General features: G+C 69.8%; 21 protein-coding genes and 2 pseudogenes. 21 read left to right on the plus strand and 2 right to left on the minus strand.

Annotated elements, in window-relative coordinates:
* Both G6R24_RS06280 and G6R24_RS06285 read left to right on the plus strand, forming a co-directional pair.
* Positions 1-246: pseudogene (locus tag G6R24_RS06280) on the plus strand (serine/threonine-protein kinase); the annotation flags it as partial.
* Between the two features lie 66 nt (positions 247-312).
* A complete protein-coding gene (locus tag G6R24_RS06285) occupies positions 313-576 on the plus strand; it encodes a hypothetical protein (protein ID WP_163548219.1) in 264 nt (87 codons plus the stop codon).
* Between the two features lie 70 nt (positions 577-646).
* Here the strand turns inward: G6R24_RS06285 and G6R24_RS06290 are convergent, their stop codons facing one another.
* The gene (locus tag G6R24_RS06290; protein ID WP_163548220.1) at positions 647-2,023 is read right to left on the minus strand and encodes a DUF222 domain-containing protein; all 1,377 of its coding nucleotides are present in this window, start codon (positions 2,021-2,023) and stop codon (positions 647-649) included.
* Between the two features lie 360 nt (positions 2,024-2,383).
* Here G6R24_RS06290 and mqnC point away from each other — a divergent pair, with 360 nt between their 5' ends.
* The 19 genes from mqnC (at position 2,384) to G6R24_RS06385 (ending at position 24,118) form a co-directional block, all read left to right on the plus strand.
* Positions 2,384-3,604: a cyclic dehypoxanthinyl futalosine synthase gene (gene mqnC / locus G6R24_RS06295; protein ID WP_391530130.1), complete on the plus strand. Its 1,221-nt coding sequence runs from the start codon at positions 2,384-2,386 to the stop codon at positions 3,602-3,604.
* 2 nt (positions 3,605-3,606) lie between these two features.
* A complete protein-coding gene (gene add / locus G6R24_RS06300; protein ID WP_225438185.1) occupies positions 3,607-4,674 on the plus strand; it encodes an adenosine deaminase in 1,068 nt (355 codons plus the stop codon).
* On the plus strand, positions 4,671-5,390 hold the full coding sequence (locus G6R24_RS06305; RefSeq protein ID WP_163548222.1) for a demethylmenaquinone methyltransferase: 720 nt from the start codon (positions 4,671-4,673) through the stop codon (positions 5,388-5,390). The genes add and G6R24_RS06305 overlap by 4 nt, the downstream gene beginning before the upstream one ends.
* 230 nt (positions 5,391-5,620) lie before the next feature.
* Positions 5,621-6,937, plus strand: a complete 1,317-nt coding sequence (locus G6R24_RS06310; protein WP_163548223.1) for a geranylgeranyl reductase family protein — start codon at positions 5,621-5,623, stop codon at positions 6,935-6,937.
* Positions 6,938-7,153: 216 nt separating this feature from the next.
* Entirely contained in the window at positions 7,154-7,516 is a 363-nt protein-coding gene (locus tag G6R24_RS06315; RefSeq protein WP_163548224.1) for an NADH-quinone oxidoreductase subunit A, read from the plus strand.
* Complete coding sequence (locus G6R24_RS23960) at positions 7,507-8,277, plus strand: NuoB/complex I 20 kDa subunit family protein (protein ID WP_163548225.1); 771 nt, start codon at positions 7,507-7,509, stop codon at positions 8,275-8,277. Before G6R24_RS06315 ends, G6R24_RS23960 begins: the two co-directional genes overlap by 10 nt.
* Positions 8,274-9,008 carry an NADH-quinone oxidoreductase subunit C gene (locus G6R24_RS06325; protein WP_225438186.1) on the plus strand — a complete coding sequence of 245 codons (735 nt, stop codon included), beginning with the start codon at positions 8,274-8,276 and terminating at the stop codon, positions 9,006-9,008. Before G6R24_RS23960 ends, G6R24_RS06325 begins: the two co-directional genes overlap by 4 nt.
* Positions 9,009-9,021: 13 nt before the next feature.
* A complete protein-coding gene (locus tag G6R24_RS06330; RefSeq protein ID WP_163548226.1) occupies positions 9,022-10,362 on the plus strand; it encodes an NADH-quinone oxidoreductase subunit D in 1,341 nt (446 codons plus the stop codon).
* Positions 10,362-11,042, plus strand: a complete 681-nt coding sequence (gene nuoE, locus G6R24_RS06335; protein WP_163548227.1) for an NADH-quinone oxidoreductase subunit NuoE — start codon at positions 10,362-10,364, stop codon at positions 11,040-11,042. The genes G6R24_RS06330 and nuoE overlap by 1 nt, the downstream gene beginning before the upstream one ends.
* 2 nt (positions 11,043-11,044) lie before the next feature.
* On the plus strand, positions 11,045-12,337 hold the full coding sequence (gene nuoF / locus G6R24_RS06340) for an NADH-quinone oxidoreductase subunit NuoF (protein ID WP_163548228.1): 1,293 nt from the start codon (positions 11,045-11,047) through the stop codon (positions 12,335-12,337).
* Positions 12,338-12,341: 4 nt separating this feature from the next.
* Positions 12,342-14,834, plus strand: coding sequence for an NADH-quinone oxidoreductase subunit G (locus tag G6R24_RS06345; RefSeq protein WP_163548229.1), 2,493 nt, complete (start codon positions 12,342-12,344; stop codon positions 14,832-14,834).
* Positions 14,831-16,141, plus strand: a complete 1,311-nt coding sequence (gene nuoH, locus G6R24_RS06350; protein WP_225438187.1) for an NADH-quinone oxidoreductase subunit NuoH — start codon at positions 14,831-14,833, stop codon at positions 16,139-16,141. The genes G6R24_RS06345 and nuoH overlap by 4 nt, the downstream gene beginning before the upstream one ends.
* Before the next feature lie 3 nt (positions 16,142-16,144).
* Entirely contained in the window at positions 16,145-16,705 is a 561-nt protein-coding gene (gene nuoI / locus G6R24_RS06355; protein ID WP_163548230.1) for an NADH-quinone oxidoreductase subunit NuoI, read from the plus strand.
* Positions 16,702-17,544, plus strand: coding sequence for an NADH-quinone oxidoreductase subunit J (locus G6R24_RS06360; RefSeq protein WP_163548231.1), 843 nt, complete (start codon positions 16,702-16,704; stop codon positions 17,542-17,544). Before nuoI ends, G6R24_RS06360 begins: the two co-directional genes overlap by 4 nt.
* Positions 17,541-17,840: an NADH-quinone oxidoreductase subunit NuoK gene (gene nuoK / locus G6R24_RS06365; RefSeq protein ID WP_163548232.1), complete on the plus strand. Its 300-nt coding sequence runs from the start codon at positions 17,541-17,543 to the stop codon at positions 17,838-17,840. Before G6R24_RS06360 ends, nuoK begins: the two co-directional genes overlap by 4 nt.
* A gap of 25 nt (positions 17,841-17,865) precedes the next feature.
* The gene (nuoL, locus tag G6R24_RS06370) at positions 17,866-19,815 is read left to right on the plus strand and encodes an NADH-quinone oxidoreductase subunit L (RefSeq protein WP_163548233.1); all 1,950 of its coding nucleotides are present in this window, start codon (positions 17,866-17,868) and stop codon (positions 19,813-19,815) included.
* Position 19,816: 1 nt separating this feature from the next.
* Positions 19,817-21,532: an NADH-quinone oxidoreductase subunit M gene (locus tag G6R24_RS06375; RefSeq protein ID WP_163548234.1), complete on the plus strand. Its 1,716-nt coding sequence runs from the start codon at positions 19,817-19,819 to the stop codon at positions 21,530-21,532.
* The gene (nuoN, locus tag G6R24_RS06380) at positions 21,529-23,094 is read left to right on the plus strand and encodes an NADH-quinone oxidoreductase subunit NuoN (protein WP_163548235.1); all 1,566 of its coding nucleotides are present in this window, start codon (positions 21,529-21,531) and stop codon (positions 23,092-23,094) included. The genes G6R24_RS06375 and nuoN overlap by 4 nt, the downstream gene beginning before the upstream one ends.
* 7 nt (positions 23,095-23,101) lie before the next feature.
* A complete protein-coding gene (locus G6R24_RS06385; protein WP_163548236.1) occupies positions 23,102-24,118 on the plus strand; it encodes a polyprenyl synthetase family protein in 1,017 nt (338 codons plus the stop codon).
* 50 nt (positions 24,119-24,168) lie between these two features.
* On the opposite strand, the pseudogene G6R24_RS06390 reads toward G6R24_RS06385, so the two are convergent.
* A pseudogene (locus G6R24_RS06390) lies at positions 24,169-25,069 on the minus strand (hypothetical protein); the annotation flags it as partial.

Below are 25,069 nucleotides of genomic sequence, written 5' to 3' on the forward strand. Positions count from 1 at the left end.
GCCCAGCGTGAGCCTCGCCCACGGCGTCGGCTGAGGCTTCGGATCCCTTTCAAGCGAACGATTCTGTTCATCCTGTTCGTTCTTCTGCTCCTCTCCGCCATCGATCAGATCGCCTCGATGCTCGACGAGCAGCGCACCCGATTCTGGGACAAGGCGACCACCTCGATCAGCGACACCGTCAACGATCACCTGGACAGCTGGTGGAACCAGGCGAAGGACCCCTTCACCGGTTCCTCGTCCGGTTAGTGCCGCCGACTTCGAGGCCCACCCCCGAGAGGCGTAAACCTGCCGTCGGGCAGGTACACCGACACCATGGCGAGCATTACAACGAAGATCAACGAACTTCTGCACAGCCCGAAGACCCGAGAGATGGTGGACAAGGCCAAGGCCGCAGCGACCAAGCCCGAGAACCGGCAGAAGATCAAGGACATGCAGGCGAAGGTCACCAACCGCGCCCACTCCCACGGCAGCCCCAGCCCCAGCCCGAATCCGCCCGCTATGCCGACCAGCGGCTACGAGACGGATGTCGCTCCCGGCACCGGACGAGACGGCCCGGGCTCGAACCCCGGCCACTGATCTACAGCCGGTCTCTCTCCATCGGCGAGGCGGGCATGCGCCACATCGCGTGTGCCCGCCTTTCGCCTGTTCAGACGGTGAGCCCATGGCCGTCTTCATCGCAGAGAACCGGATCGTCGAGATTGACGACGCTGGGGCTCGGCACGTTCCGGGGGCTGCTCCGCAGACATCGCCCATCGGGGGCGCGGACAGTGACCGTACCGTCGTGATCCCGATGAGCCGTGAGGCCCTGGTCGTGGATGGCACGGTGGTGGGCGCCGCAGATGAGCAGGAGCAGCTCGACGTTCGTTTCGCCTTTGTCCGCGTGCCACTCGTGGCAGTGATGTATCTGGAGCCACCGAGTGTGGTCACAGCCCGGGAACTGACAGATTCCCTGATCTCGGGCGTAGACGGCGTCACGCACACGGCGTGTGGGATGGCGGCGGCGGCGACCAAGATGCAGGGGATTGCGCTGAGGGTCGCTGACCAGGGCGCGGATCATGCTGTCGCAAGCGAGGCGGCTGACCATGGCGGGCGGTAGCCCGATGCCCCAACCCAGGACAGCGGCGATGCCCGGGGGAAAGCGGCTGGGCGGACGGACCGGCTCCTCCACCTCGCCCTCGTTCTCGTCTCCGTCTTCGTCGACCTCCCTCTCCTGCCGCTCCTGCTCGTCATCGGAGATCGGCGGACGGGACTCTTCCTGCGCGGGCTCGTCGCCGACGTCGGGGGCAGTGAGATGGACGGTGAGGGCGTGCGGGGAGTCCTGGAGGGCCGGGGCGTTGTGGTGAAGAAACGCCTCGGCGAGCGCGATGAGGGCATCGGCGTCCTGGGCGCGCCCGCGTGGGGCCTGGGCGAAGTCGCCGCCGGCGGGCGGGCCGACGGGCTCGGAGCCGCTGTTCGCCTCGAGGCTCGCGTGAGCGGCGTCGATGGCGGCGATGAGGATGGCGGCGTCGTCGGGGGCGAGCGTGGCGGTCAGGCGGATGGTGCCGTCGGGGTTGTGGCTGAAGGAGAGGGCGCGGGCAGCGCGCAGCTTCGCGGGGTCGGCGGCCTGCTGGCTGCGGCGGGAGACGAGACGCTCAAGGCGGCTGGCGGTGTTCCTGAGGGCGCGGTCCAGCCAGTCGGCCTCGCTGTCGGGAGTGGCAACGCGGGTGACCGCGCGCAGCTTGGAGTAGGACAGCAGACCGGCGGCGGATGCGGCCCTCAAGGACGGAAGCCGGGACAGGGCATGGGCTGTGGCGAGGTGCTCGCGAGCAGTGCGTAGATCCAGGCCGCAATGGAGGGCGAGCCAGTGGGCGCAGGACCGGACACCGAGGTCGGTCCAGCCCTCACGACGGTCGAAGGCGGCGATGGCGGTCAACCAGATGTGGCTGGCCTTAGCGAGGCGCACGGACCAGCGACGTAGGGCTTGGGCGACGTCATCAAGAGGGGCCTGCTCGGGATCGAGCGCAGGACTGGGGCTGCCCGTCATGGTCATCACCGGTTCAGGGGTGAGGATCGGGTGGTTGCTGACAGATCCAGTGTCTCACGCGGCGCGGGATTTTTCGATCATGTGAGCGAAGATTTTCGAACGCCAGATCGAACAGCTCGACCCTGGTTCCGCGGAACCGCCTCGAGGCCTTGGCGGCCCCGGTTCCGGTTCCAGTAGCCGCCGGTAGCGCCTGGTGGCAGTTGGTAGCGAGATGTGTGGCTCTGGCGGGCGTCCGCGGTTCCGCGGAACAGTCCGGCGGTCGGATCGGGGCCGATATCGGCGCGTCAACGTGGCCACTGACTCTCGTGCTGGCGGGGCGACTCGGCCCGTTGGTGGGAGGGCAGGTCGTACGATCCTGGAGTGAGTGTTGTGGATGTCGACGGCGAGATTCCGGTGGGTCGGGGCGACGGCGGCGCGGGGGGTGAGGCCCGCGAGATCCGCGAAATCCTGGAGCGGGCGGCCGAGGGCGGGCGCATCTCACCCGAGGAGGCGCTGCTGATCTACACGCGCGCACCCCTGCATGCGCTGGGTGGCGCGGCGGACACGGTACGGCGACGGCGGTATCCCGATGGGATCGCGACGTACATCATTGACCGGAACATCAACTACACGAACGTCTGCGTGACGGCCTGCCGGTTCTGCGCGTTCTTCCGCGCGCCGAAGCACGAGGAGGGCTGGGTCCGCGACGTCGACGATCTCGTCACCAAGTGTGGTGAGGCGGTCGAGCTGGGCGCGACCCAGATCATGCTGCAGGGCGGGCACCATCCCGAGTTCGGCATCGAGTGGTACGAGCAGACGTTCTCGGCGATCAGGGCGGCGTATCCGCAGCTCACGCTGCACTCGTTGGGTGCCAGCGAGGTCATGCACATCTCCCGGACCTCGGGCATCACGGTGGAGCAGGCCATCGTCCGGCTGCGGGACGCGGGGCTGGACAGTTTCGCCGGCGCGGGGGCGGAGATTCTCACCGAGCGTCCGCGGCGGGCGATCGCACCGCTGAAGGAGCCGGGGCACGTGTGGCTGTCGGTGATGGAGACGGCGCACAGGCTCGGCGTCGAGTCGACGGTGACGTTCATGATGGGTACAGGGGAGACGAACGCCGAGCGGATCGAGCACCTGCGGATGATCCGTGAGGTGCAGGATCGCACCGGGGGGTTCCGTTCGTTCATTCCGTGGACGTACCAGCCGGAGAACAACCACCTGGGTGGGCGGACCCAGGCCACGACGCTGGAGTACCTGCGGCTGGTCGCCGTCGCGCGGCTGTTCTTCGACAACATCGCCCACCTGCAGGGTTCGTGGCTGACCACTGGCAAGGAGGTCGGGCAGCTCACCCTGCACATGGGGGCGGATGATCTCGGGTCGGTGATGCTGGAGGAGAACGTCGTGTCGGCGGCGGGGGCGCGGCACCGGACGAACCGGTCCGAGCTGATCTCGCTGATCCGCACGGCCGGGCGCATCCCGGCGCAGCGGGACACGCTCTACCGGCATCTGGTCGTGCATCGTGACCCGGCGCTCGACCCGGTCGATGACCGCGTCGCCTCGCACTTCTCCTCGACGGCGCTGCCGCTGGTCAGCACCACGTGACGGTGGCCCCCACGATTACCGGGCCGAAGATCGAACTACACGTCCATCTTGAGGGGACGGTACGGCCGGCGACCCTGCTGGCGATGGCCCGGCGTAACAACGAGGCGTTGCCGGTGCGCACGGAGGCGGAACTCACGGAGCTCTACCGGTTTCGCGACTTCAGTCATTTCATCCAGGTCTGGGTGATGACGACGAACGTCATGCGGACCGAGGCCGACTTCCGCCAGGTGGTGGTGGACTACGCCGCGCAGGCGGTGGCGGCCGGTGCCGTGTACGTGGAGGGCATCTTCTCGCCCTGGTACCGGGTGCACCGCGGGGTGCGGGTCGAGGAGATCTTTCACGGCTATCTGGACGGTGCGCTCGAGGCCGAGGCGCGGTACGGCGTCCAGGTGCGGTTGACACCGGACATCGACCGGGTCCTGCCGGTGGACGCGGCGATGGAGGTGGCGGACTGGTCGGCGCGGTTCGCGCGCAGGGATCCCGAGCGGCTCATCGTCGGACTCGGGCTCGGCGGGCCGGAGGTGGGGCATCCGCCGGAGCCGTTCGCACCGGTCTTCGCGCGGGCGCGCGAGGCGAGGCTGGCGGCGGTCCCACACGCGGGAGAGACGGTGGGGGTCGAGTCGGTGCGGGGGGCGTTGGACATGTTGGGGGCCCGGCGGATCCGGCACGGGGTGCGGGCGATCGAGGATCCGGCGCTCGTGCGGCGCCTCGCTGACGAGGGGATCGTGCTGGACGTGTGTCCGGTGTCGAATCTGCGGACGCGGTCGGTGACGACGTTGGAGGAGCATCCACTGGCCGAGCTGCGGGCCGCGGGGGTGGCGTGCTCGCTGGGCACCGACGATCCGGCGATGTTCGACACCGACCTGGAGACCGAGTACGCGGTGGCCGCCGGGTTGGGTGTGCCGGCCCGGGAGCTGTACGCGGCGGGGGTCGCGGGGGCGCTGTGCGAGGAGCCGGTCCGGGTGGGGCTGCGCAAGCTCGGCGAGGCGACCGACTGGGACGCGGTCGAGCGGGCCGCGCGGGCGGCGGCGCCGGCGGCGCTCGCGCGGATCGGGGCGGTGGCGCCGTGAGCCGGGCGGGGCTGGACAAGGCGCCGCGGGAGGTCGCGGCGATGTTCGACGGGGTCGCCGGACGCTATGACCTGACCAACGCCGTCCTCAGTGGTGGTCTGGACCGGGTCTGGCGCAGTGCGGCGGCGGCCGCGTTGGAGCTGCGTCCGGGGCTACGGGTGCTGGATCTCGCGGCGGGTACGGCGACGTCCTCGCGGGCCTTCGCTGAGGCGGGGGCCGATGTCGTGGCCTGTGATTTCTCGCTGGGCATGTTGCGGGAGGGGCAGCGGCGGCTGGGCCAGCGGCCGCTGGAGCGGTCGGCGGGGCGGCTGGTGCTGGCCGCGGGCGACGGACTGGCGCTGCCGTTCCCGGATGCGGTGTTCGATCGGGTGACGATCTCCTTCGGGCTGCGCAACGTGGTTGACACCCGGCGGTGCCTGGCGGAGCTGCGGCGGGTGACCAGACCGGAGGGTGTCCTGGTGGTCTGCGAGTTCTCCCGGCCGGTGTGGCGGCCGTGGCGAACGGTCTACCTGGAGTACCTGATGCGGGCGCTGCCGCGGGTGGCTCGGGCGGTGAGCAGCAGCCCTGACTCCTACGTCTACCTGGCGGAGTCGATCCGGGCCTGGCCGGCGCAGGCCGATCTGGCCGATCTGCTGCGGGACGCCGGGTGGACGCGGGTGGGATGGCGCAACCTCACCGGCGGGGTTGTCGCGCTGCACCGGGGGCACGCCGGCTGAGTCGGGGATTGTACCAGGCTGGTAAGGATGGCTTGGGACGTGAAAGTTGCCGACGGGTGATCGTTGTTGCTGGGAGTGGTCGCCCAGCGTTCGAATTCGACTCGTCCAGCCATCTCCGCGTCCTGGTTGGTGCGATGGGCCTGCGTAGGGCCTACACTCGCCGGGGCCGCTCGTGAAGAATTTCACGAGCGGCCCGAACGGACCATCCTCGGTAGAGATCCGGAGTGCTGGTGGCGAAGGCAACGGCAGGCACCGATGGCAGCGGCAGCGGCGGCAGTGGGACGGCCGACGCCGATGTCATCGTGGTGGGAGCCGGGCCCGGCGGTTCGTCGGCCGCCTATCACCTCGCCAGTACGGGGCTGGATGTCCTGCTGCTGGAGAAGACCGCCTTCCCGCGGGAGAAGGTCTGCGGTGACGGGCTGACGCCGCGCGCGGTGCGCAGCCTCATCGAGATGGGCATCGACACGTCCGAGTCCGCGGGGTGGGCGCGCAACCGGGGGCTGCGCATCGTCGGGGGCAACGTCCGACTCGAACTTCCCTGGCCGGAACTGGCCAACTGGCCTGGCTACGGTCTGGTGCGGCCCCGGCTCGACTTCGACGAGCTGCTCGCCCGGCACGCCGAGAAGGCGGGGGCGCGGCTGTCGCAGAGCACGTCCGTCACCGCGCCGGTGGTCGACGAGCGCAGCGGCCGCGTGGTCGGGGTGCGGGCGCGTACCGGTCCGGACCGCGAGCCGGTGACCTACCGGGCGCCACTGGTCGTCGCGGCGGACGGCAACAGCGCGCGGATCGCCCTGGCGATGGGCATCCGGCGGCGGGAGGATCGGCCGCTCGGGGTCGCGGTGCGCCGTTACTACCGCAGCACCCGCACGCACGACGACCATCTCGAGTCGCACCTGGAGCTGTGGGAGGGGCGGCCGCGGGAGAGCCGGCTGCTGCCCGGCTACGGGTGGATCTTCGGGGTGGGTGACGGCACCAGCAACGTGGGGCTGGGTCTGCTCAACACGACCAGCGCGTTCCAGAACACGAACTACCAGGATCTGTTGCGCCGCTGGCTGGCGGCGCTGCCGCCAGAATGGGGCTTCGTCGAGGAGAACGCGACCGGGCCGGTGCGCGGCAGTGCGCTGCCGATGGGTTTCAGTCGTACCCCCCACTACCGGGATGGTGTCCTGCTGGTCGGCGATTCCGGCGGCATGATTAATCCGTTCAACGGCGAGGGCATCGCCTATGCACTGGAATCGGGCCGGTATGCGGCGGAGGTCGCCGTCCAAGCACTGGCTCGGGCGCAGGGGCCGGCGCGGGAACGCGCGCTGTCGCACTATCCGGAACTGATGCGCGCCCGATACGGGGGTTACTATACCCTTGGGCGTTACTTTGTGCAGCTTATCGGGAATCCCACGGTGATGGCGCTCGGGGCGAAGTACGGTCTGCCGCGGCCGGTGCTCATGCGGTTCCTGCTGAAGATCATGGCAAATCTGACCGACCCTCGGGGAGGGGATGCGATGGACCGACTGATCAATGCGATGACCCGCCTCGCCCCCGCGGCCTGACGTGTTACCCGGGTCGGTCCGGCGATGTCCCAGGTGGGCTGGATCGACGTGTTGTGCCGGCGGGGAGGCCAGCGGCGGGGCCGTGCGGCGGGCGCCGCCGGAGCCGACAGCGCCCGCGGCGAGAGGACTCGCGGCGAGAGCGCGTGGTGAGCCGTGCCCGGAAGCTGGACCCCAGAAAACATCCGGTAACACTCTTCTGAAGGGGAGGAGTTCGGCATGCTTTCGAACTACGTGCCGATCCTCGTACTGATGGCGATCGCGACGCTGTTCGCGGTCGGTTCCGTTGCGGCCGGTGCGCTGACCGGCCCGCGTAGGTTCAACCGGGCGAAGATCGACGCCTACGAGTGTGGCATCGAACCCTCCCCGGCGCCGGCCGGCCCGCAGCGATTCCCGGTGAAGTACTACAACACCGCGATGCTCTTCATCGTCTTTGACATCGAGATCATCTTCCTGTTCCCGTGGGCGGTCGCGTTCGACAGTCTCGCGGTGTTCGGGCTCGGTGCGATGGCGCTGTTCATGGCGACGATCTTCGTCGCGTATGCGTACGAATGGCGCCGGGGAGGTCTGGAATGGGACTAGAGGAGAAACTGCCGAGCGGCATTCTGCTGACGAGCGTCGAGAAACTCGCGAACTGGTCCCGCCGCTCCTCGCTGTGGCCGGCGACGTTCGGTCTGGCCTGCTGCGCGATCGAGATGATGTCGACCGGAGCCGGCCGTTACGACCTGTCCCGGTTCGGCATGGAGGTGTTCCGGGCCAGTCCCCGGCAGGCCGACCTGATGATCGTCGCCGGCCGGGTCAGCCAGAAGATGGCGCCGGTGCTGCGCCAGATCTACGACCAGATGCCGAACCCGAAGTGGGTGCTGTCGATGGGCGTGTGCGCGTCCAGCGGCGGCATGTTCAACAACTACGCGATCGTGCAGGGCGTCGACCACATCGTGCCGGTCGACATGTACCTGCCGGGCTGCCCACCGCGGCCGGAGATGCTGATGGACGCGATCCTCAAGCTGCACGAGAAGATCCTCGCCGGGCCGGTCAGCGGGCAGACCGCCTGGACCGAGCCGGGTGACTCGCCGTACCCGAAGCCGATCGACGTGGCCACCGCGCGGGCGGGGCTGCCGGCGGGGGCGCTCGACACGCGCACGCTGTCGGTCAACGACCGCAAGCGGTTCGAGATTCCTGCCGGTGCGCCGGCGACCACCGGCCGGGGTGGGGTCGACGCGGACTTCGACGCTCGGCGGCCCGCGGCGGTCACGCCGACCTCGGTGTTCGGTCGGGACAAGCGGGTGCCGATCGACCCGGCGCCCAGCGACGAGTCCGGCCCTGCCGAGCCGCGCTCATGAGCGGCGAGAACGGTACACCGCAGGACGCGGCCGGCGAACTGGTCGAGGCTGGCGAACTGGTCGAGGCTGGCGGTCAGGCGCGCGGGCCGGGCCTGCGCCAGGACGCCTTCGGTGCCGGTGGGACGGGTGACACCTCCGGGTTCGGGGGGCTGGTGGCGCCGGTTCCGGTGCTCACCAGCAGTGAGCGGCCCTTCGTCGACGCCGACGCGAACACCGTCTACGACACCCTTGAGCGGGTCTTTCCGCAGCTCGGCGAGGCAGTCGAGCGGGCCGTGGTCGATCGCGGGGAACTGACGTTGTATGTGCGGCGCGAGGCGTTGCTGGCGCTGGCGCGGACCCTGCGTGACGATCCGGGGCTGCGCTTCGAGCTGCTGTCGTCGTTGTCCGGGGTGGACTACCCGGCCGATCTCACCGGACGGCGGCTGCACTCGGTGGTGCATCTGACGTCCATGACCCATCGCCGCCGGCTGCGGGTCGAGGTCAGCGTCGGGGACGACGACCCGACGCTGCCGAGCCTGACATCGGTGTGGCCGACCGCGGACTGGCACGAGCGGGAGGCCTACGACCTGTTCGGCATCGTCTACACCGGGCATCCCGGCCTGACCAGGATCATGATGCCCGACGACTGGATCGGGCATCCGCAGCGCAAGGACTACCCGCTGGGCGGCATCCCGGTCGACTACAAGGGCGCCACGATCCCCCCACCGGACGAGCGCCGGAGCTACTCGTGATCCGAGGTGCGCGATGACGACCAGCAGCACGACGTCCCAGCCCTATGAGGCTGGTTATGCGGAGTCCGGGAGCGGGCGGGTCTACACGGTCACCGGTGGCGACTGGGAGGATGTGCTCGGGCACGGCGAGCAGGAGGCCGAGCGCATCGTCGTCAACATGGGGCCGCAGCATCCGTCCACCCATGGGGTGCTGCGGCTCGTGTTGGAGATCGAGGGCGAGACGGTCACCGAGACCAGACTGGTCATCGGCTACCTGCACACCGGGATCGAGAAGAGCTGCGAGTACCGGACCTGGACGCAGGCGGTCACCTTCCTGACCAGGGCCGACTACCTGTCGCCGTTGTACAACGAGACCGCGTACTGCCTGTCGGTGGAGCGGCTGCTGGGCATCACCGAGCAGATCCCCGAACGGGCCACGGTGATCCGGGTGCTGGTGATGGAGCTGCAGCGGATCGCGTCCCACCTGGTGTGGCTGGCGACCGGCGGCATGGAACTCGGCGCCACCACCGCGATGATCTTCGGCTTCCGGGAGCGGGAGAAGGTGCTCGACCTGCTCGAGCTGATCACCGGGCTGCGGATGAACCACGCGTTCGTCCGGCCCGGCGGCCTCGCGCAGGACCTGCCGGACGGGGCCGATCGGGCGATCCGTGAGTTCCTCCTGGAGATGCCCAAGCGGATCGAGGAGTACCACCGGCTGCTCACCGGGCAGCCGATCTGGAAGGCCCGGATGGTGGACGTCAACATCCTCGACGCCGCCGGATGCATCGCGCTCGGGGTCACCGGCCCGGTGCTGCGGGCGGCGGGGCTGCCCTGGGACCTGCGCAAGACGATGCCGTACTGCGGCTATGAGACCTATGAGTTCGACGTGCCGACCGAACTCGACGGCGACTCGTTCGCCCGGTACCTGGTGCGACTCAACGAGATGGGCGAGTCGCTGAAGATCGTCGAGCAGTGTCTGGACCGGCTGCGGCCGGGGCCGGTCATGGTCGCCGACAAGAAGATCGCCTGGCCGGCGCAGCTGGCGATCGGCTCGGACGGGATGGGTAACTCCCTCGAGCACATCCGAAAGATCATGGGCACCTCGATGGAGGCGCTCATCCACCACTTCAAGCTGGTCACCGAGGGGTTCCGGGTGCCGGCGGGGCAGGTGTACACCCAGGTCGAGTCGCCCCGCGGCGAGCTTGGCTACCACGTGGTCTCCGACGGCGGGACCAGGCCGTTCCGCGTGCATGTGCGCGATCCAAGTTTCGTCAACCTGCAGGCTGTGCCGGCGCTGACCGAGGGCGGCCAGGTGGCGGACGTGATCGTCGGGGTGGCCTCGGTCGACCCGGTGCTGGGGGGAGTGGACCGCTGATGACGTTCTCACCGGAAACCCACGCCGCGGCGGCGGAGATCATCGCCCGTTATCCGGTCGGCCGGTCGCGTTCGGCGCTGCTGCCACTGCTGCACCTGGTGCAGGCCGAGCAGAACTGTGTGACCACCGAGGGTGTCGCGTTCTGTGCCGAGCAGCTTGGCCTCACCGCCGCCGAGGTAGGCGCGGTCGCGACCTTCTACACCATGTACAAGCGCCGTCCGGTCGGCGAGTACCTCGTCTCGGTCTGCACGAACCTGTCCTGTGCGCTGCTGGGCGGGGACGAGGTCTACGACCGGATCAGGGAGCGGCTCGGGGTCGGGCATGACGAGACGACACCGGATGGCCAGATCACGCTCGAACACGCCGAGTGCCTCGCGGCCTGCGACTACGCGCCGGTGCTGACGGTGAACTACGAGTTCTACGACCAGGTCGACGCGGACAGCGCGCAGGCCATCGTCGAGGGTCTGCGCGCGGGGCAGCGGCCGGCGCCGACGCGGGGCGGGCCGCTGTGCTCGTTCGCGGAGATCTCCCGCCAGCTCGCCGGGTTCGCCGACCCGCGACCCGAGGGGGTCGCCGGGCCGGGGGTCGGGCAGCCGTCGGTGGCTGGCCTGCTGCTGGCCGAGGCCGCTGGGTGGACTGCCGAGCAGGCGCCGGCGGGCGCCGAGGCGAAGGGGAGTTGAGGATGCCCGTCACTCCGGTTCTCACCCGGCGTTGGAACACGCCGGAGTCGTGGACGATCGACACCTACAGCCGCCTGGACGGGTACGTCGCGCTGCGCACGGCGCTGGCCGGCGACCCGGACAGCCTGATCAAGCTGGTGAAGGACTCCGGGCTGCGCGGGCGCGGCGGCGCGGGTTTCCCCACCGGGATGAAGTGGGGCTTCATCCCACAGGGCGACGGCAAGCCGCACTACCTGGTCATCAACGCCGATGAGGGCGAGCCGGGGACCTGCAAGGACGCGCCGCTGATGAAGGCCGATCCGCACTCGTTGATCGAGGGCATCGTGATCGCCGCGTACGCGGTGCGGGCCAACCAGGCGTACGTCTACCTGCGCGGTGAGCTGGTGCACGCGGCCCGGCGGATGCGGGCGGCCGTGGCCGAGGCGTACGCGGCGGGGTTCCTCGGGCGCGACATCCTCGGCAGCGGGTTCGATCTTGACCTGGTGGTGCACTCCGGGGCGGGGGCGTACATCTGCGGCGAGGAGACGGCGCTGCTGGACTCGCTGGAGGGACGGCGTGGGCAGCCGCGGCTGCGACCGCCGTTTCCGGCCACCCACGGGCTGTACGCGTCGCCGACCGTGGTGAACAACGTCGAGACGATCGCCAGCGTCCCGTTCATCGTCAACCACGGCGCGGACTGGTTCAGATCGATGGGCCGGGAGAAGTCGCCCGGACCGAAGATCTACAGTCTGTCCGGGCATGTGACCCGGCCGGGCCAGTACGAGGCGCCGATGGGCACTACGCTGCGGGAGCTGCTGGAGCTCGCCGGTGGGGTGCGCGGGGGGCGCCGACTGAAGGCCTGGACGCCGGGTGGCTCGTCCACGCCGATGCTCACCGCCGACCACCTCGACGCGCCGCTGGACTTCGAGGGCATGCAGGAGGCCGGCTCGCTGCTCGGCACCGCCGCACTGATGATCATGGACGAGACGACGGACATGCTCAAGGTGGTGCGCCGGCTCACCGAGTTCTACGCGCACGAGTCGTGCGGCAAGTGCACGCCGTGCCGCGAGGGCACCAGCTGGATGGTGAAGATCCTCAAGCGGATCGAGGCCGGCGGGGGCGACGCGCAGGACGTGGACACCCTCGTCGACGCCTGCGACAACATCTTCGGCCGGGCGTTCTGCGCCCTCGCCGACGGGGCCACCTCGCCGATCGTGTCGGGGATCAAGTTCTTCCGGGACGAGTTCATCCCGGTGAGCGCGGTGACCACGAAACCGGACAGCAGCCCCGACGGGGCCTACGCGGGAGCGCACTGACACCATGACCGTCGCGCCAACGACCCCGGCAGCAGATCTCGTCTCGCTCAACGTCGACGGGCAGCCGATCAGCGTGCCCAAGGGCACCCTGATCATCCGGGCGGCCGAACTGCTCGGCATCGAGATCCCGCGGTTCTGTGACCATCCGCTGCTCGACCCGGTCGGCGCCTGCCGGCAGTGCATCGTCGAGGTGGAGGGCCAGCGCAAACCGGTGGCCGCCTGCACCACGACGGTCGCCGCCGACATGGTGGTCCGCACCCAGCTCACCTCCCCGGTGGCGCGCAAGGCCCAGGCCGGCACGATCGAGTTCCTGCTGCTCAACCATCCGCTGGACTGCCCGATCTGCGACAAGGGCGGCGAGTGTCCGCTGCAGAACCAGTCGATGGCCAACGGTGGCGCGTCCTCGCGGTTCAGGGAGACCAAGCGGGCCTACCCGAAGCCGCTGGCGATCTCCACCGAGATCCTGCTCGACCGGGAACGCTGCGTGCTGTGCGCGCGGTGCACCCGGTTCTCCGCGCAGATCGCCGGGGACCCGTTCATCGAACTGTTCGAGCGGGGCGCCGACGAGCAGGTCGCGATCAGCGACGGGGAGCCGTTCTCGTCCTACTTCTCCGGCAACACCGTGCAGATCTGCCCGGTGGGCGCGCTGACCAGCGCCGCCTACCGGTTCCGGGCCCGCCCGTTCGACCTGGTCTCCACCCCGACGGCCTGCGAGCACTGCGCGTCCGGGTGCAGCCTGCGTACCGACCATCGGCGCGGCAAGGTCACCCGGCGGCTGGCCGGCGACGACCCGGCGGTCAACGAGGAGTGGAACTGCGACAAGGGCCGCTTCGCGTTCACCTACGCCCGCGGAGCCGACCGGCTGACCACCCCGCTGATCCGCGATGACGAGTCCGGGCAGCTGGTCGAGGCGACCTGGAGCGAGGCCCTGGAGTACGCGGCGCGGGGACTGGCCGAGTGCCGGGGCCGCCACGGCGTCGGGGTGCTGGCCGGTGGACGGCTGACCCGCGAGGACGCCTACGCCTACGCGAAGTTCGCCCGGGTCGCGCTGAACACCAACGACGTCGACTTCCGGGCGCGGCCGCATGCGGCCGAGGAGGAGCAGTTCCTCGGCCACGCGGTCGCCGGCACCGGGATCGGGGTGACCTACGCCGATCTGGAGGCGGCACCCACGGTGCTGCTGGTGGCGTTCGAACCGGAGGAGGAGTCCCCGATCGTCTTCCTGCGGCTGCGCAAGGCCGCGGACAAGTCGGCCACGGCGGTGCACGCGCTCGCGCCGCTGGTGAGCCGGGGGCTCGCGAAACTGCACGCGACATGGGTGAGCGCCGAACCCGGGGCCGAGCCGGCCATCCTCGACGCGCTCGCGGCGGTGGGGGCGGGAAGCTTGGAGACCGATCCGCTGGCCGCCACGGCGCGGGCGGTGCGGGCCTCCGGCGCGGTCATCCTCGTCGGTGAGCGGGCGGCGCAGATCCCGGGGCTGCTGTCCGCGGCACTGCGGTTGGCCGACGCCAGCGGTGCGGCGCTCGCCTGGGTGCCGCGGCGGGCGGGCGAGCGGGGTGCGGTGTCGGCGGGGCTGTTGCCCTCACTGCTGCCGGGTGGACGGCCGGTGGCCGACCCCGCCGCGCGGGCCGAGGTCGAGGCGGTGTGGGGGACGCGGCTGCTGGGAGCGCCGGGACTGGACACCAGCGGGATTCTCGCGGCGGCCGGCGGCGGCCGGCTGGACGCGGTGCTGGTCGCCGGGGTCGACGCCGAGGATCTGCCGGACCCGGGGGCGGCGCTGGCGGCGCTGGCCCGGGTGCCGTTCTGCGTGTCGTTGGAGGTTCGGCGTTCGTCGATCGTCGAGATCGCGGACGTGGTGCTGCCGGTCGTGCCGGTGGCGGAGAAGGCCGGGTCGTTCGTCGACTGGGAGGGACGGCTGCGGCCGTTCCAACGGGCGCTGTCGACCACGGCGCTGCCCGATGTCCGCGTGCTGCACCTGCTGGCCGCCGAGATGGGCATCGACCTGCGCCTGCCGGACACCGGTGCGGCCGCGCGCGAGCTGCGCAGCGTCGGACGGGTCGGCTCCCAGATCGCGCGGGTGCCGGCACCGACGGAACCCGCCGCGCCGGCGGCGGTGCCGGGTGTGGGTGAGGCGGTGCTGGCCAGCTGGCATCAGCTCATCGACGATGGGGTGCTGCTGGCCGGCGAGCCGTATCTGGCGGGCACCGCGCGTGCCTCGGTGGTGCGGCTCTCGGCGGCGACGGCGGCCGAGATCGGGGTGCGCGACGGGGAGCCGGTGCGGGTCTCCACCGGGCACGGGTCGATCACACTGGCGTGCGCGGTGACCGCGATGGCGGATCGGGTGGTGTGGGTGCCAACCCATTCGGCCGGCTCGCATGTGCGCCGGTCGCTGGGGGCGTCGGCCGGGGCGGTGGTGCGGATCGCGGCCAGTGGGCTGCCACCGTCCAGCGTCGGCCAGCCGTCGGTGAACGGCGTCAGGCCGGAGGGAGGACGGTGAACGGGGCTGTGGGCACGGCGGTGTTCGCGGCGCCGGTGGACCCGGATCTGAGCGGGTTCGGGCAGGACCCGTTCTGGCTGGTGCTGGTCAAGGCCGTGGCGGTCTTCGCGTTTCTGCTGCTCACGACGCTGTTCGCGATCGTGTTCGAGCGCAAGGTCGTCGCGCGGATGCAGCAGCGGATCGGGCCGAACCGGCACGGGCCCAAGGGATGGCTGCAGAGCCTCGCCGACGGCGTGAAACTCATGCTCAAGGAAGACCTGATCCCGGCGCTGGCCGACAAGCCGATCTTCATTCTGGCGCCGATCGTCTCGGCGATTCCGGCGTTCCTCGCCTTCGCGGTGATCCCGTTCGGGCCGCAGGTGTCGATCTTCGGGCAGCACACCACGCTGCAACTCGCCGACCTGCCGGTCAGCGTGCTGTACATGCTGTCCGCGGCCTCACTCGGGGTGTACGGACTGATTCTGTCCGGCTGGTCGAGCGGCTCCACCTATCCGCTGCTCGGCTCGCTGCGCTCGGCCGCCCAGATCATCTCCTACGAGGTGGCGATGGGCCTGTCGTTCGTCGCGGTGTTCATGTACGCCGGGACACTGTCGACGTCCGGGATCGTCGAAAGCCAGTCGGGACGGTGGTACATCGCGTTGCTGCCGTCGTTCGTCCTCTACGTGATCTCGATGGTCGGCGAGACGAACCGGACGCCGTTCGACCTTCCCGAGGCCGAGGGCGAACTGGTCGGCGGATTCCACACCGAGTACAGCTCGATCAAGTTCGCGTTCTTCTTCCTCGCCGAGTACATCAACATGGTCACCGTCTCGGCGATCGCGACCACGCTGTTCCTCGGTGGCTGGCAGCCGCCGCCGATTCCGGGGCTGTCCGGTCTCGACCACGGCTGGGTACCGATCATCTGGTTCGTGCTCAAGCTGCTGCTGTTCCTGTTCTTCTTCATCTGGCTGCGGGGCACACTGCCGCGGCTGCGCTACGACCAGTTCATGGCGTTCGGGTGGAAGGTGCTCATCCCGGTCGGACTGCTCTGGGTGCTGATCATCGCCGTGTTCCGGGTCTACCAGAAGGACGTCGACGACCGCACACCATGGCTGATCGGCATCGGGGTGGTGGTCGGTGTGCTCGTCATAGTCGCGCTCATCGATCCCGGTGGCGGTCGCTACCAGCGGGAACTCGAGGAGACCGAGCGCCGCAAGCTCGCCGAGGCACCCAGCCTCGAGAACATTCCGTGGCCACCGCCGCAACAGCCGACGGCCACCCCCGCATCCGTCGTCGCCGTGGACCACCAGCCGCGCCAGGAGGGCTGAGACATGGGCGTGTTCGATCCCTACAAGGGCTTTGGCGTCACCTTCTCGACGATGTTCAAGAAGCCGACGACGGAGCAGTACCCCGAGGAGAAGAAGGCCACCGCGCCGCGGTTCCACGGCCGCCACCAGCTCAACCGGCATCCGGACGGGCTGGAGAAGTGCGTCGGCTGCGAACTGTGCGCGTGGGCGTGCCCGGCGGACGCCATCTACGTCGAGGGCGCCGACAACACCGAGACCGAACGTTTCTCCCCGGGGGAGCGCTACGGCCGGGTCTACCAGATCAACTACCTGCGCTGCATCCTGTGCGGGCTGTGCATCGAGGCGTGTCCGACCCGGGCCCTGACGATGTCGAACGACTACGAACTCGCCGACGACTCCCGCCAGGACCTGATCTTCACCAAGGAGCAGCTGCTCGCGCCGCTGGCCGAGGGCATGGAGGCCCCGCCGCATCCGCTGCGCCTCGGCGAGACCGAGACCGACTACTACCTGCGTGACCCGGACGCGCCACTGCCCTGGCAGGTCGCGAGCCAGACCGCTGACCAGAGTGATGGTCGGGACCGATGAGTTCTCTGGTGACGGCCGCGGGCGAGCTGACCAGTACGTCCACCGGGGAGGCGGTGACGTTCTGGATCCTCGCGCCGGTCGCGGTACTGGCCGCGCTCGGGATGATCCTCGTGCGCAGCGCCGTGCACTCGGCGTTGTTGCTGGTGGCGAACCTGTTCTGCGTCGCGGTGTTCTACCTGTTGCAGCAGGCACCGTTTCTCGGCTTCGTACAGATCATCGTCTACGCGGGCGCGATCATGGTGCTCTTCCTGTTCGTGCTGATGCTGGTCGGCGTCGACTCGTCCGACTCGCTGGTGGAGACCATCCGCGGGCAGCGGCTCGGCGCGGTGATCTTCGGGCTGGGGTTCGCCGGGCTGCTGGTCTTCCCGATCGGTTCGGCGATCGACGGCGTCCGTGGGGACGGGCTTGAGACCGCCAACACCGGCGGCAACGTCCAGGCGATCGGGCGGCTGCTGTTCAGCCAGTACGTGTTCGTCTTCGAAGCGGTCTCGGCGCTGCTGGTCGTCGCCGCGATCGGGACGATGGTGCTCGGCCACCGCGAACGTGACGGCGGCCCGGTCGGCCAGCGGGAGTGGATGCGGCGGCGCTTCGCCTCCGGCGGGCAGGTCACTCCGCTGCCCGGGCCCGGGGTGTTCGCCCGGCACGACTCGGCGGACACGCTGGGGCTGCTGCCCGGCGGCGGGCGGGCCTCGGGTATCGGGGGTATCCCGGGCATCGAGTCGCCCGAACCCGCCGAGTCGCCCGAACCTCCCGCCAACGACGGGGATTCGGCGTTGGCCGGGGCCGCCGGTAAGGGAGTCGCCGGTAAGGGAGTCGTGGGTAAGGGGGATGAGCAGTGAATCCGGCGAACTATCTGATTCTGGCGGCGCTGCTGTTCACGATCGGGACCGCCGGGGTGCTGGTGCGGCGCAACGCCATTGTCGTGTTCATGTCGATCGAGCTGATGCTCAACGCGTCGAACCTGACCCTGGTCACCTTCTCCCGGCTGCACGGCACCCTCGACGGCCAGATCATGGCGTTCTTCGTGATGGTCGTCGCCGCGGCCGAGGTCGTCATCGGCCTCGCCATCATCCTCAGCATCTTCCGGACCCGCCGCTCGGCGTCGGTGGACGACGTGAACCTGCTGAAGTACTGATCACGGAAGAACGGACGAGACTTCAGTGACGCATACTCCGGTTCACTACGCCGCCGCCTCCGGCGCGTTCTCGCTGTCGTGGCTGCTCATCGCGCTGCCCCTGGCTGGTGCGGCCGTGCTGCTGCTCGGCGGGCGGCGCACCGACCGGTTCGGTCATCTGATCGGCACGGCAGCCGCGGCGCTGAGCTTCGTCGTCGGTGTGGTGCTGTTCGCCGCGATGCTCGGACGCTCCGGTGAGGACCGGGCGGTCTCGCAGCACCTGTTCTCCTGGATTCCGGTGAACGGCTTCCAGGTCGACGTCGGCCTGCTCGTCGACCAGCTCTCGATCGTCTTCGTCCTGCTGATCACAGGCGTCGGCACGCTGATCCACATCTACTCGATCGGCTACATGGCGCACGATCCGGCCAGGCGGAAGTTCTTCGCCTACATGAACCTGTTCCTGGCCTCGATGCTGCTGCTGGTGCTCGGCAACAACTTCCTGTCGCTCTACGCCGGGTGGGAACTCGTCGGCCTGTCGTCCTACCTGCTGATCAAGTTCTGGGAGTACAAGCCGGCCGCGGCCACCGCGGCGAACAAGGCGTTCTACATGAACCGGGTCGGTGACGTCGGCCTGGCCATCGCGATCATGCTGATGTTCGCCACCGTCGGCTCGACGAGCTACGCGGACGTCTTCGGCGCCGCGGCGGCGAACGTCATCGGCTACGGCACCATCAGCGCGATCGCCCTGCTGCTGCTGCTCGGCGCGTGCGGCAAGTCCGGCCAGTTCCCGTTGCAGGCCTGGCTGCCGGACGCCATGGAGGGTCCCACGCCGATCTCGGCGCTGATCCACGCGGCGACCATGGTGACCGCCGGCGTCTACCTGATCGTCCGTTCGGCACCGATCTTCAACGAGTCGCAGGCGGCCCGCACCGTCGTCGTCGTCATCGGCGCGATCACGATCCTGCTCGGCTGCGTCATCGGCTGCGCCTACGACGACATCAAGAAGGTGCTGGCCTACTCGACGGTCAGCCAGATCGGCTACATGTTCCTCGCGGTGGGCCTCGGGCCCGCCGGCTACGCGATCGGCATCATGCACCTGCTCGCGCACGGCTTCTTCAAGGCCGGACTGTTCCTCGGCGCCGGGTCGGTCATCCACGCCATGGACGACGACCAGGACCTGCGCCACTACGGCGGACTGTGGCGGTACATGCCGATCACCTGGGCCACGTTCGGCCTGGGGTTCCTCGCGATCATCGGGTTCCCGGGGCTGTCGGGGTTCTTCACCAAGGACCGCATCATCGAGACCGCCTTCGACAAGGGCGGCACCTCCGGTTACCTGCTCGGCGCGGTCGCGCTGCTCGGCGCCGGCATCACCGCGTTCTACATGTCACGGCTGTTCCTGATGACCTTCCACGGCCGGCCCCGCTGGTCAGGTGAGGGTGAGGACGCCCGTCATCCACACGAGTCGCCGCCGACGATGACCGGACCTATGATCATCCTGGCGATCGGTTCGACGTTCGCGGGCGGCCTGTTCGTTCTGGGCCACAGCATGCAGAACTGGCTCGAGCCGGTCGCCGGCGAAGGGGTCGAGGGCGTGCACACGTTCTCCCCGATCGTGCTGACCGCGCTCACCCTCGTCGTGGTCGCCGGTGGGTGCGCCGCGGCCTGGCTGCGCTACCAGGCTCGTCCGGTGGAGGCCACCGCCCGGCCGGACGCGGAGGTCACCCTGGTGACGGTCGCCGCCCGGCATGACCTGTTCGCGAACACCCTGAACGAGACCATCGCGATGCGCCCCGGCCAGTTCCTGACCCGTTTCCTGGTCTGGCTGGACCTGGTCGGTGTCGACGGGCTCGTGCGGGGCAGCGCCGCCGGCATCGGCGGACTGTCCGGGCGGATGCGCCGCCTGCAGACCGGTTTCGTCCGGTCCTACGCTCTGTCGATGTTGGGAGGTGCCGTCCTGATGGTCGGCGCACTGCTGCTGGTGTGGGGCGGCTGACGTGAACTCGGTGCCCTGGCTGACGATTCTGCTGCTCGTCCCGGCCGTCGCCGCGGTCGTCGTCGCCGCTCTCCCGCGGCGGCTCGCGACCCAGGCCAAGCAGCTCACCCTCGCCGTCACCCTGGTGGTGCTGGTGCTCGCGGTGTTGGCGACGTTCGCCTACCACCCGAACCGGGCCGGCTTCCAGTTCGCCCAGCGCTACGACTGGATCCCCACCTTCGGCATCTCCTACGCGGTCGGGGCGGACGGCATCTCGCTGGTGCTGATCCTGCTGACCGCGCTGCTGGTACCGGTCGTGGTGCTGTCGTCCTGGGACGAGTTCGACAGCGAACCGGACGGGCCGTCCGGGCCGTCCGGGCCGTCCGATGGGGTTGTGCCGGGTGATGGCGGTGGCAGCGGTCCTGGCGGCGATCCTGGTACCGGGGGTGGGGGGACGGCGGTGCTGGTGGCGGCGCCGCCGGCGCCGGTGGTGGACGCGGCTGCGGCGCCACGGCGGTCGGTGCCGGTGTTCTGCGCGTTGCTGCTGGTGCTGGAGGCGGGGCTGGTCGGGGTGTTCGCCGCGACCGACGTGTTCCTGTTCTACGTCTTCTTCGAGGCGATCCTGATTCCGATGTACTTCCTGATCGGGAGCTTCGGGCCGGCGGGGCAGCAGGCGCAGCGTTCGTACGCGGCGGTGAAGTTCCTGATCTACAGCCTGCTGGGCGGGCTGCTCATGCTCGCCGCGGTGATCGGGCTGTACGTCGTGTCCGCCGAGCAGCTGGGCAGCGGCACGTTCGACTTCGCCCTGCTGCGCCAGCTTGACATCACCCCGGGTGTGCAGAAGCTGCTGTTCCTCGGCTTCTTCGTCGCGTTCGCCATCAAGGCGCCGCTGTTCCCGTTCCACACCTGGCTGCCCGACGCCGGTGCGCAGGCGCCGGTCGGGGGAGCGGTGCTGCTCGTCGGCCTGCTGGACAAGGTGGGCACGTTCGGCCTGATCCGCTACTGCATCCCGCTGTTCCCGGACGCGTCGGACTACTTCGCGCCACTCGTGCTGGCCCTGGCGATCATCGGAATCTTCTACGGGGCGCTGCTCGCGATCGGGCAACGGGACATGAAACGGCTGGTCTCGTACACCTCACTGGCCCACTTCGGGTTCATCGCGCTCGGCCTGTTCGCCTTCACCAGCCAGGCCGGTACCGGCGCCGTGCTCTACATGGTGAACCACGGGCTCTCCACCGGACTGCTGTTCCTGGTCGTCGGCTTCCTCATCGCCCGCCGCGGTACGGCCGACATCGGTGCCTACGGCGGACTGGCGAAGGTGACACCGGTGCTGGCGGGAACGATGCTCGTCGCTGGTCTGTCGTCGCTGGCGCTGCCGGGCACGAACAGCTTCGTCAGCGAGTTCCTGGTCCTGGTCGGCACGTTCACCTACAACAAGGCGCTGGCGATCGTCGCCACCGCCGGAATCGTGCTGGCGGCGATCTACGTCCTGTCGCTGTACCAGCGGACGATGACCGGCCCGATCACCCACGAGGCCAACCGGACGCTGCCCGATCTGTCCTGGCGGGAGAAGGCCGTCGTCGCACCGATGATCGCACTGATCATCGGGCTCGGGGTGTACCCGAAGCCGCTGATCGACATCGTCCGGCCGACGGTCACGGCGACCTACACCGACGTCGGCAAGTCCGATCCGGCCCCGACCCATCCCGTCACCGTCCAGCCCGGAGGCCGTTCGTGAGCGCCAGCCTGCTCGCGCAGACCGAGAAGATCACCCCGCCGTCGATCGAGTACTCCTCGCTCAGCCCGCTGCTCATCGTGTTCGTGGTGGCGCTGATCGGGGTGCTCGTCGACGCCTTCGCGCAGCGGGAGGCCCGCCGGGTGATCCAGCCGGTGCTCGCGGCCGGCGGGTTCATCGCCGCGTTCGTCGCGGTGGCGGTCCTGCACGGACGGCACGCGCTGCTCGCCGCGAACGCGGTGGCCATCGACGCTCCGGCGCTGTTCATGCAGGGCACGATCCTGGTGTTCGCGCTGCTGTCGGTGCTGCTGGTCGCCGAACGGCAGTTGGATTCGGCCGGCGGCGCGATCGTCGCCTCGGCCGCGATCACCCCCGGGCCGAAGGGGTCGACGGCGGCACGGACGTCAGCCGACATGCAGACCGAGGCCTACCCGCTGATGGTGTTCTCGGTCACCGGCATGATGCTGTTCGTCGCGTCGAACAACCTGCTGGTGATGTTCGTCGCGCTGGAGATCCTCTCGCTGCCGCTGTACCTGCTGGCGGGCCTGGCGCGCCGACGGCGCCTGCTCTCGCAGGAGGCCGCGATGAAGTACTTCCTGCTGGGCGCGTTCTCCTCGGCGTTCTTCCTCTACGGTCTCGCGTTCGCCTACGGGTACGCCGGCAGCGTCGAACTGGGGAAGATCGCCACCGCGGTCGGTACGACCGGTAGGACCGACGCTTATCTGTACCTCGCGGTCGGGCTCATCGCGGTCGGGCTGTTCTTCAAGATCGGCGCCGTGCCGTTCCACTCCTGGACCCCGGACGTCTACCAGGGGTCGCCGACGCCGGTGACCGCGTTCATGGCGGCGGGGACGAAGGTGGCCGCCTTCGGGGCGATCCTGCGGGTCTTCTACATCGCCTTCGGACCGCTGCGCTGGGACTGGCGGCCCGTGCTGTGGACGGTCGCCATCCTCACCATGGTCGTCGGTGCCGTGCTCGCGCTCACCCAGCGTGACATCAAGCGGATGCTCGCCTACTCGGCGATCGCCCACGCCGGCTTCCTGCTGGTCGGCCTCGCCGGCACCAACACCGACGGGTTGCGCGGCGCGATGTTCTACCTGGTGACCTACGGTTTCACCACGATCGCCGCGTTCGCCGTCATCTCGCTGGTGCGCACGTCCGACGGGGAGGCCAGCGACCTGTCCCAGTGGCGAGGGCTGGGCCGCACCTCACCGCTGCTGGCCGGGGTGTTCTCGTTCCTGCTGATGGCCCTCGCCGGCATTCCGCTCACCAGCGGGTTCACCGGCAAGTTCGCGGTGTTCCAGGCGGCGATCGAGGGAGACGCCACCCCGCTGGTCGTGGTCGCACTGGTCTGCAGCGCGATCGCGGCGTTCTTCTACGTGCGGGTGATCGTGCTGATGTTCTTCTCCGAGCCGCTCGCGGACGGGCCCGTGGTGATCACCCGACCCACCCTCACCTTCGCTACGGCGGGTATCGGCACGCTCGCGACACTCGTCCTGGGAGTAGCGCCACAGCCTCTTCTCGACCTGGCGAACACCGCGGCGTCGTCCGGCTTCGTACGCTGACGGTGGTATGAGCGCTATCGGGCTGGACGTCGTGGGGATCAGGACCGATCCTGATCTCGAAAAAGCCGTGCGAGCAGGTCTCGCTGAGGTGGAGGAGCTGCTGCGTGCCTCGGTGCGCAGCGAGTTCAGCTTCGTCACCGAGACCTCCAGGCATCTCGTCGACGCGGGAGGTAAACGGTTCCGCCCGATCGTCGTGCTGCTGGCGGCGCAGTTCGCCGATCCGCAGGCCCCCGGGGTGGTTCCCGCGGCCGTCGCGATCGAGCTGACCCATCTGTCGACCCTGTACCACGATGACGTGATGGACGAGGCGCCGCGGCGCCGGGGGGCGGCCTCGGCCAACGCCCGGTGGACGAACACCGTCGCCATCCTCACCGGCGACTACCTGTTCGCCCGCGCCTCGGACATCACCGCGGATCTCGGCCCGGAGGCGACACGCATCCTCGCCCGCACCATCGCGACCCTGTGCGAGGGGCAGATCCGCGAGACCATCGGGCCGTCCGGCGGTGAGGATCCCGTCGAGCACTACCTGCGGGTCGTGCGGGAGAAGACCGCCTCGCTGATCGCCACCTCGGGCCGGCTCGGTGCCATGCTCGCCGGCGCCGATCCGATCACCGTGGACACGCTGGCCACGTTCGGTGAGATGTTCGGGGTGGCCTTCCAGCTTTCCGACGACATCATCGACGTCGCCTCGGACGCGGCGGCCTCCGGCAAGACCCCGGGGACGGACCTGCGCGAGGGCATCCCGACCCTGCCGTTGCTCTACGCGCTGCAGACCGACGATCCGGCGGCCCGGCGACTGCGTGAGCTCATCGCGTCCGATTTCGCCGCCGGGGGCGAAAACCCGGATGACGGGGTGGCGGAGGCGCTGGAGCTGTTGCGTGGCCACGAGGGGATGGCCCGCGCCCGCCGGGAACTCGCTGTCTGGTCCGCCCGGTCACGCGACTGCCTGGCACCACTGCCGGACTGCCCGGCGAAGACCGCGCTGCTGTCGCTGGCCGACTTCGTTCTCGACCGGACCGGCTGACCCGGCGGGCGGGGGGCCACAGTGCCCCCACCCGCCGGTGGGGCCCGGGCTCAGTGCCCGGCGGCCGTCGTGGAGCGTGGCAGCAGTGGGGTGATGCTGATCGGGCCGGGCTGCAGCACTGACGACGATGGGGACGACCATGGGGACGACGCTGCGGGGGACGCCGAGGGGGTGTCCGGGGTGAACGGCAGGCCGGTGTCGGGGTCGCCTGTCGCGGACGGGCTGGTGCTCGGGCTGATCGTGGCGTCCGAGGTGGGCGAGGTGGGCGAGGTGGGCGTTGACCCGGGGGTGCCGGTCGACGAGGTGCCCGGGGTGAGCCCGCGCAGGTCGGTCGGGCCGGTGGCGGTGCCCTGCGGGACCAGCGTGAGGATCGGGATCGGCGCGGTCGTCGGGCCAAGCGTGGTGGTGGTGACGGCGCTGGAGGTGCCGTCGGTGCTCTGGCCGGGATGCGGCGCGGGCACGGCGCGCGGCGCGGTGGAACGGATGGAACCGCGGGCCGCCTGGGACTGCGAGGCGCCGAGCGCGAGGGCGTCGGTGCTGCCGTTGTACTGGATGCGGGAGGCGTCGCCGTTGGTGGGAACAGTCGCGGATCCGGGCTGTTCGCCGCCGAGGGTCACCCCGGCCACGATGGCCGACAGGCCCGCGAGTGACACGGTGCCGGCCGCGGCCAGGCGCACCCGCCCGTTGCCGCGCCGCGTCGGAGCCCGGTGCGCGCCCGGGAGACGGACGGCCTGGGTGTCGCGCGGACGGGGAGCCGGCACCATGCCGGCGGGGCGCACGGGCATCCGACTGGCTGTGAAGTCCGCGCCGTTGCTGTAGCCGCCGTAACCGTTGGCGTCGTCATCGGCCCAGTGGGTGCCGTCGGACATGGGCTGCTCGTACCAGGCGTCGTCCGGCAGCTGGTCGGTGTCCCATGCCTGGTTCGGCGCTGCCTGGTCGGTGCTGGGGATG

The sequence above is a fragment of the Candidatus Frankia nodulisporulans genome (assembly GCF_902806475.1).
Taxonomy (GTDB): Bacteria; Actinomycetota; Actinomycetes; order Frankiales; family Frankiaceae; genus Frankia; species Frankia umida.

Bases quoted from the DNA above. Each gene is read 5' to 3' on its own strand.
- G6R24_RS06290 (WP_163548220.1), bottom strand. From the start codon at position 2,023: ATGACGGGCAGCCCCAGTCCTGCGCTCGATCCCGAGCAGGCCCCTCTT.
- nuoE (WP_163548227.1), top strand. From the start codon at position 10,362: ATGACGTTCTCACCGGAAACCCACGCCGCGGCGGCGGAGATCATCGCC.
- G6R24_RS06330 (WP_163548226.1), top strand. From the start codon at position 9,022: ATGACGACCAGCAGCACGACGTCCCAGCCCTATGAGGCTGGTTATGCG.
- G6R24_RS06345 (WP_163548229.1), top strand. From the start codon at position 12,342: ATGACCGTCGCGCCAACGACCCCGGCAGCAGATCTCGTCTCGCTCAAC.
- G6R24_RS06315 (WP_163548224.1), top strand. From the start codon at position 7,154: ATGCTTTCGAACTACGTGCCGATCCTCGTACTGATGGCGATCGCGACG.
- nuoI (WP_163548230.1), top strand. From the start codon at position 16,145: ATGGGCGTGTTCGATCCCTACAAGGGCTTTGGCGTCACCTTCTCGACG.
- G6R24_RS06285 (WP_163548219.1), top strand. From the start codon at position 313: ATGGCGAGCATTACAACGAAGATCAACGAACTTCTGCACAGCCCGAAG.
- G6R24_RS06360 (WP_163548231.1), top strand. From the start codon at position 16,702: ATGAGTTCTCTGGTGACGGCCGCGGGCGAGCTGACCAGTACGTCCACC.
- G6R24_RS06325 (WP_225438186.1), top strand. From the start codon at position 8,274: ATGAGCGGCGAGAACGGTACACCGCAGGACGCGGCCGGCGAACTGGTC.
- nuoF (WP_163548228.1), top strand. From the start codon at position 11,045: ATGCCCGTCACTCCGGTTCTCACCCGGCGTTGGAACACGCCGGAGTCG.
- G6R24_RS06385 (WP_163548236.1), top strand. From the start codon at position 23,102: ATGAGCGCTATCGGGCTGGACGTCGTGGGGATCAGGACCGATCCTGAT.
- G6R24_RS23960 (WP_163548225.1), top strand. From the start codon at position 7,507: ATGGGACTAGAGGAGAAACTGCCGAGCGGCATTCTGCTGACGAGCGTC.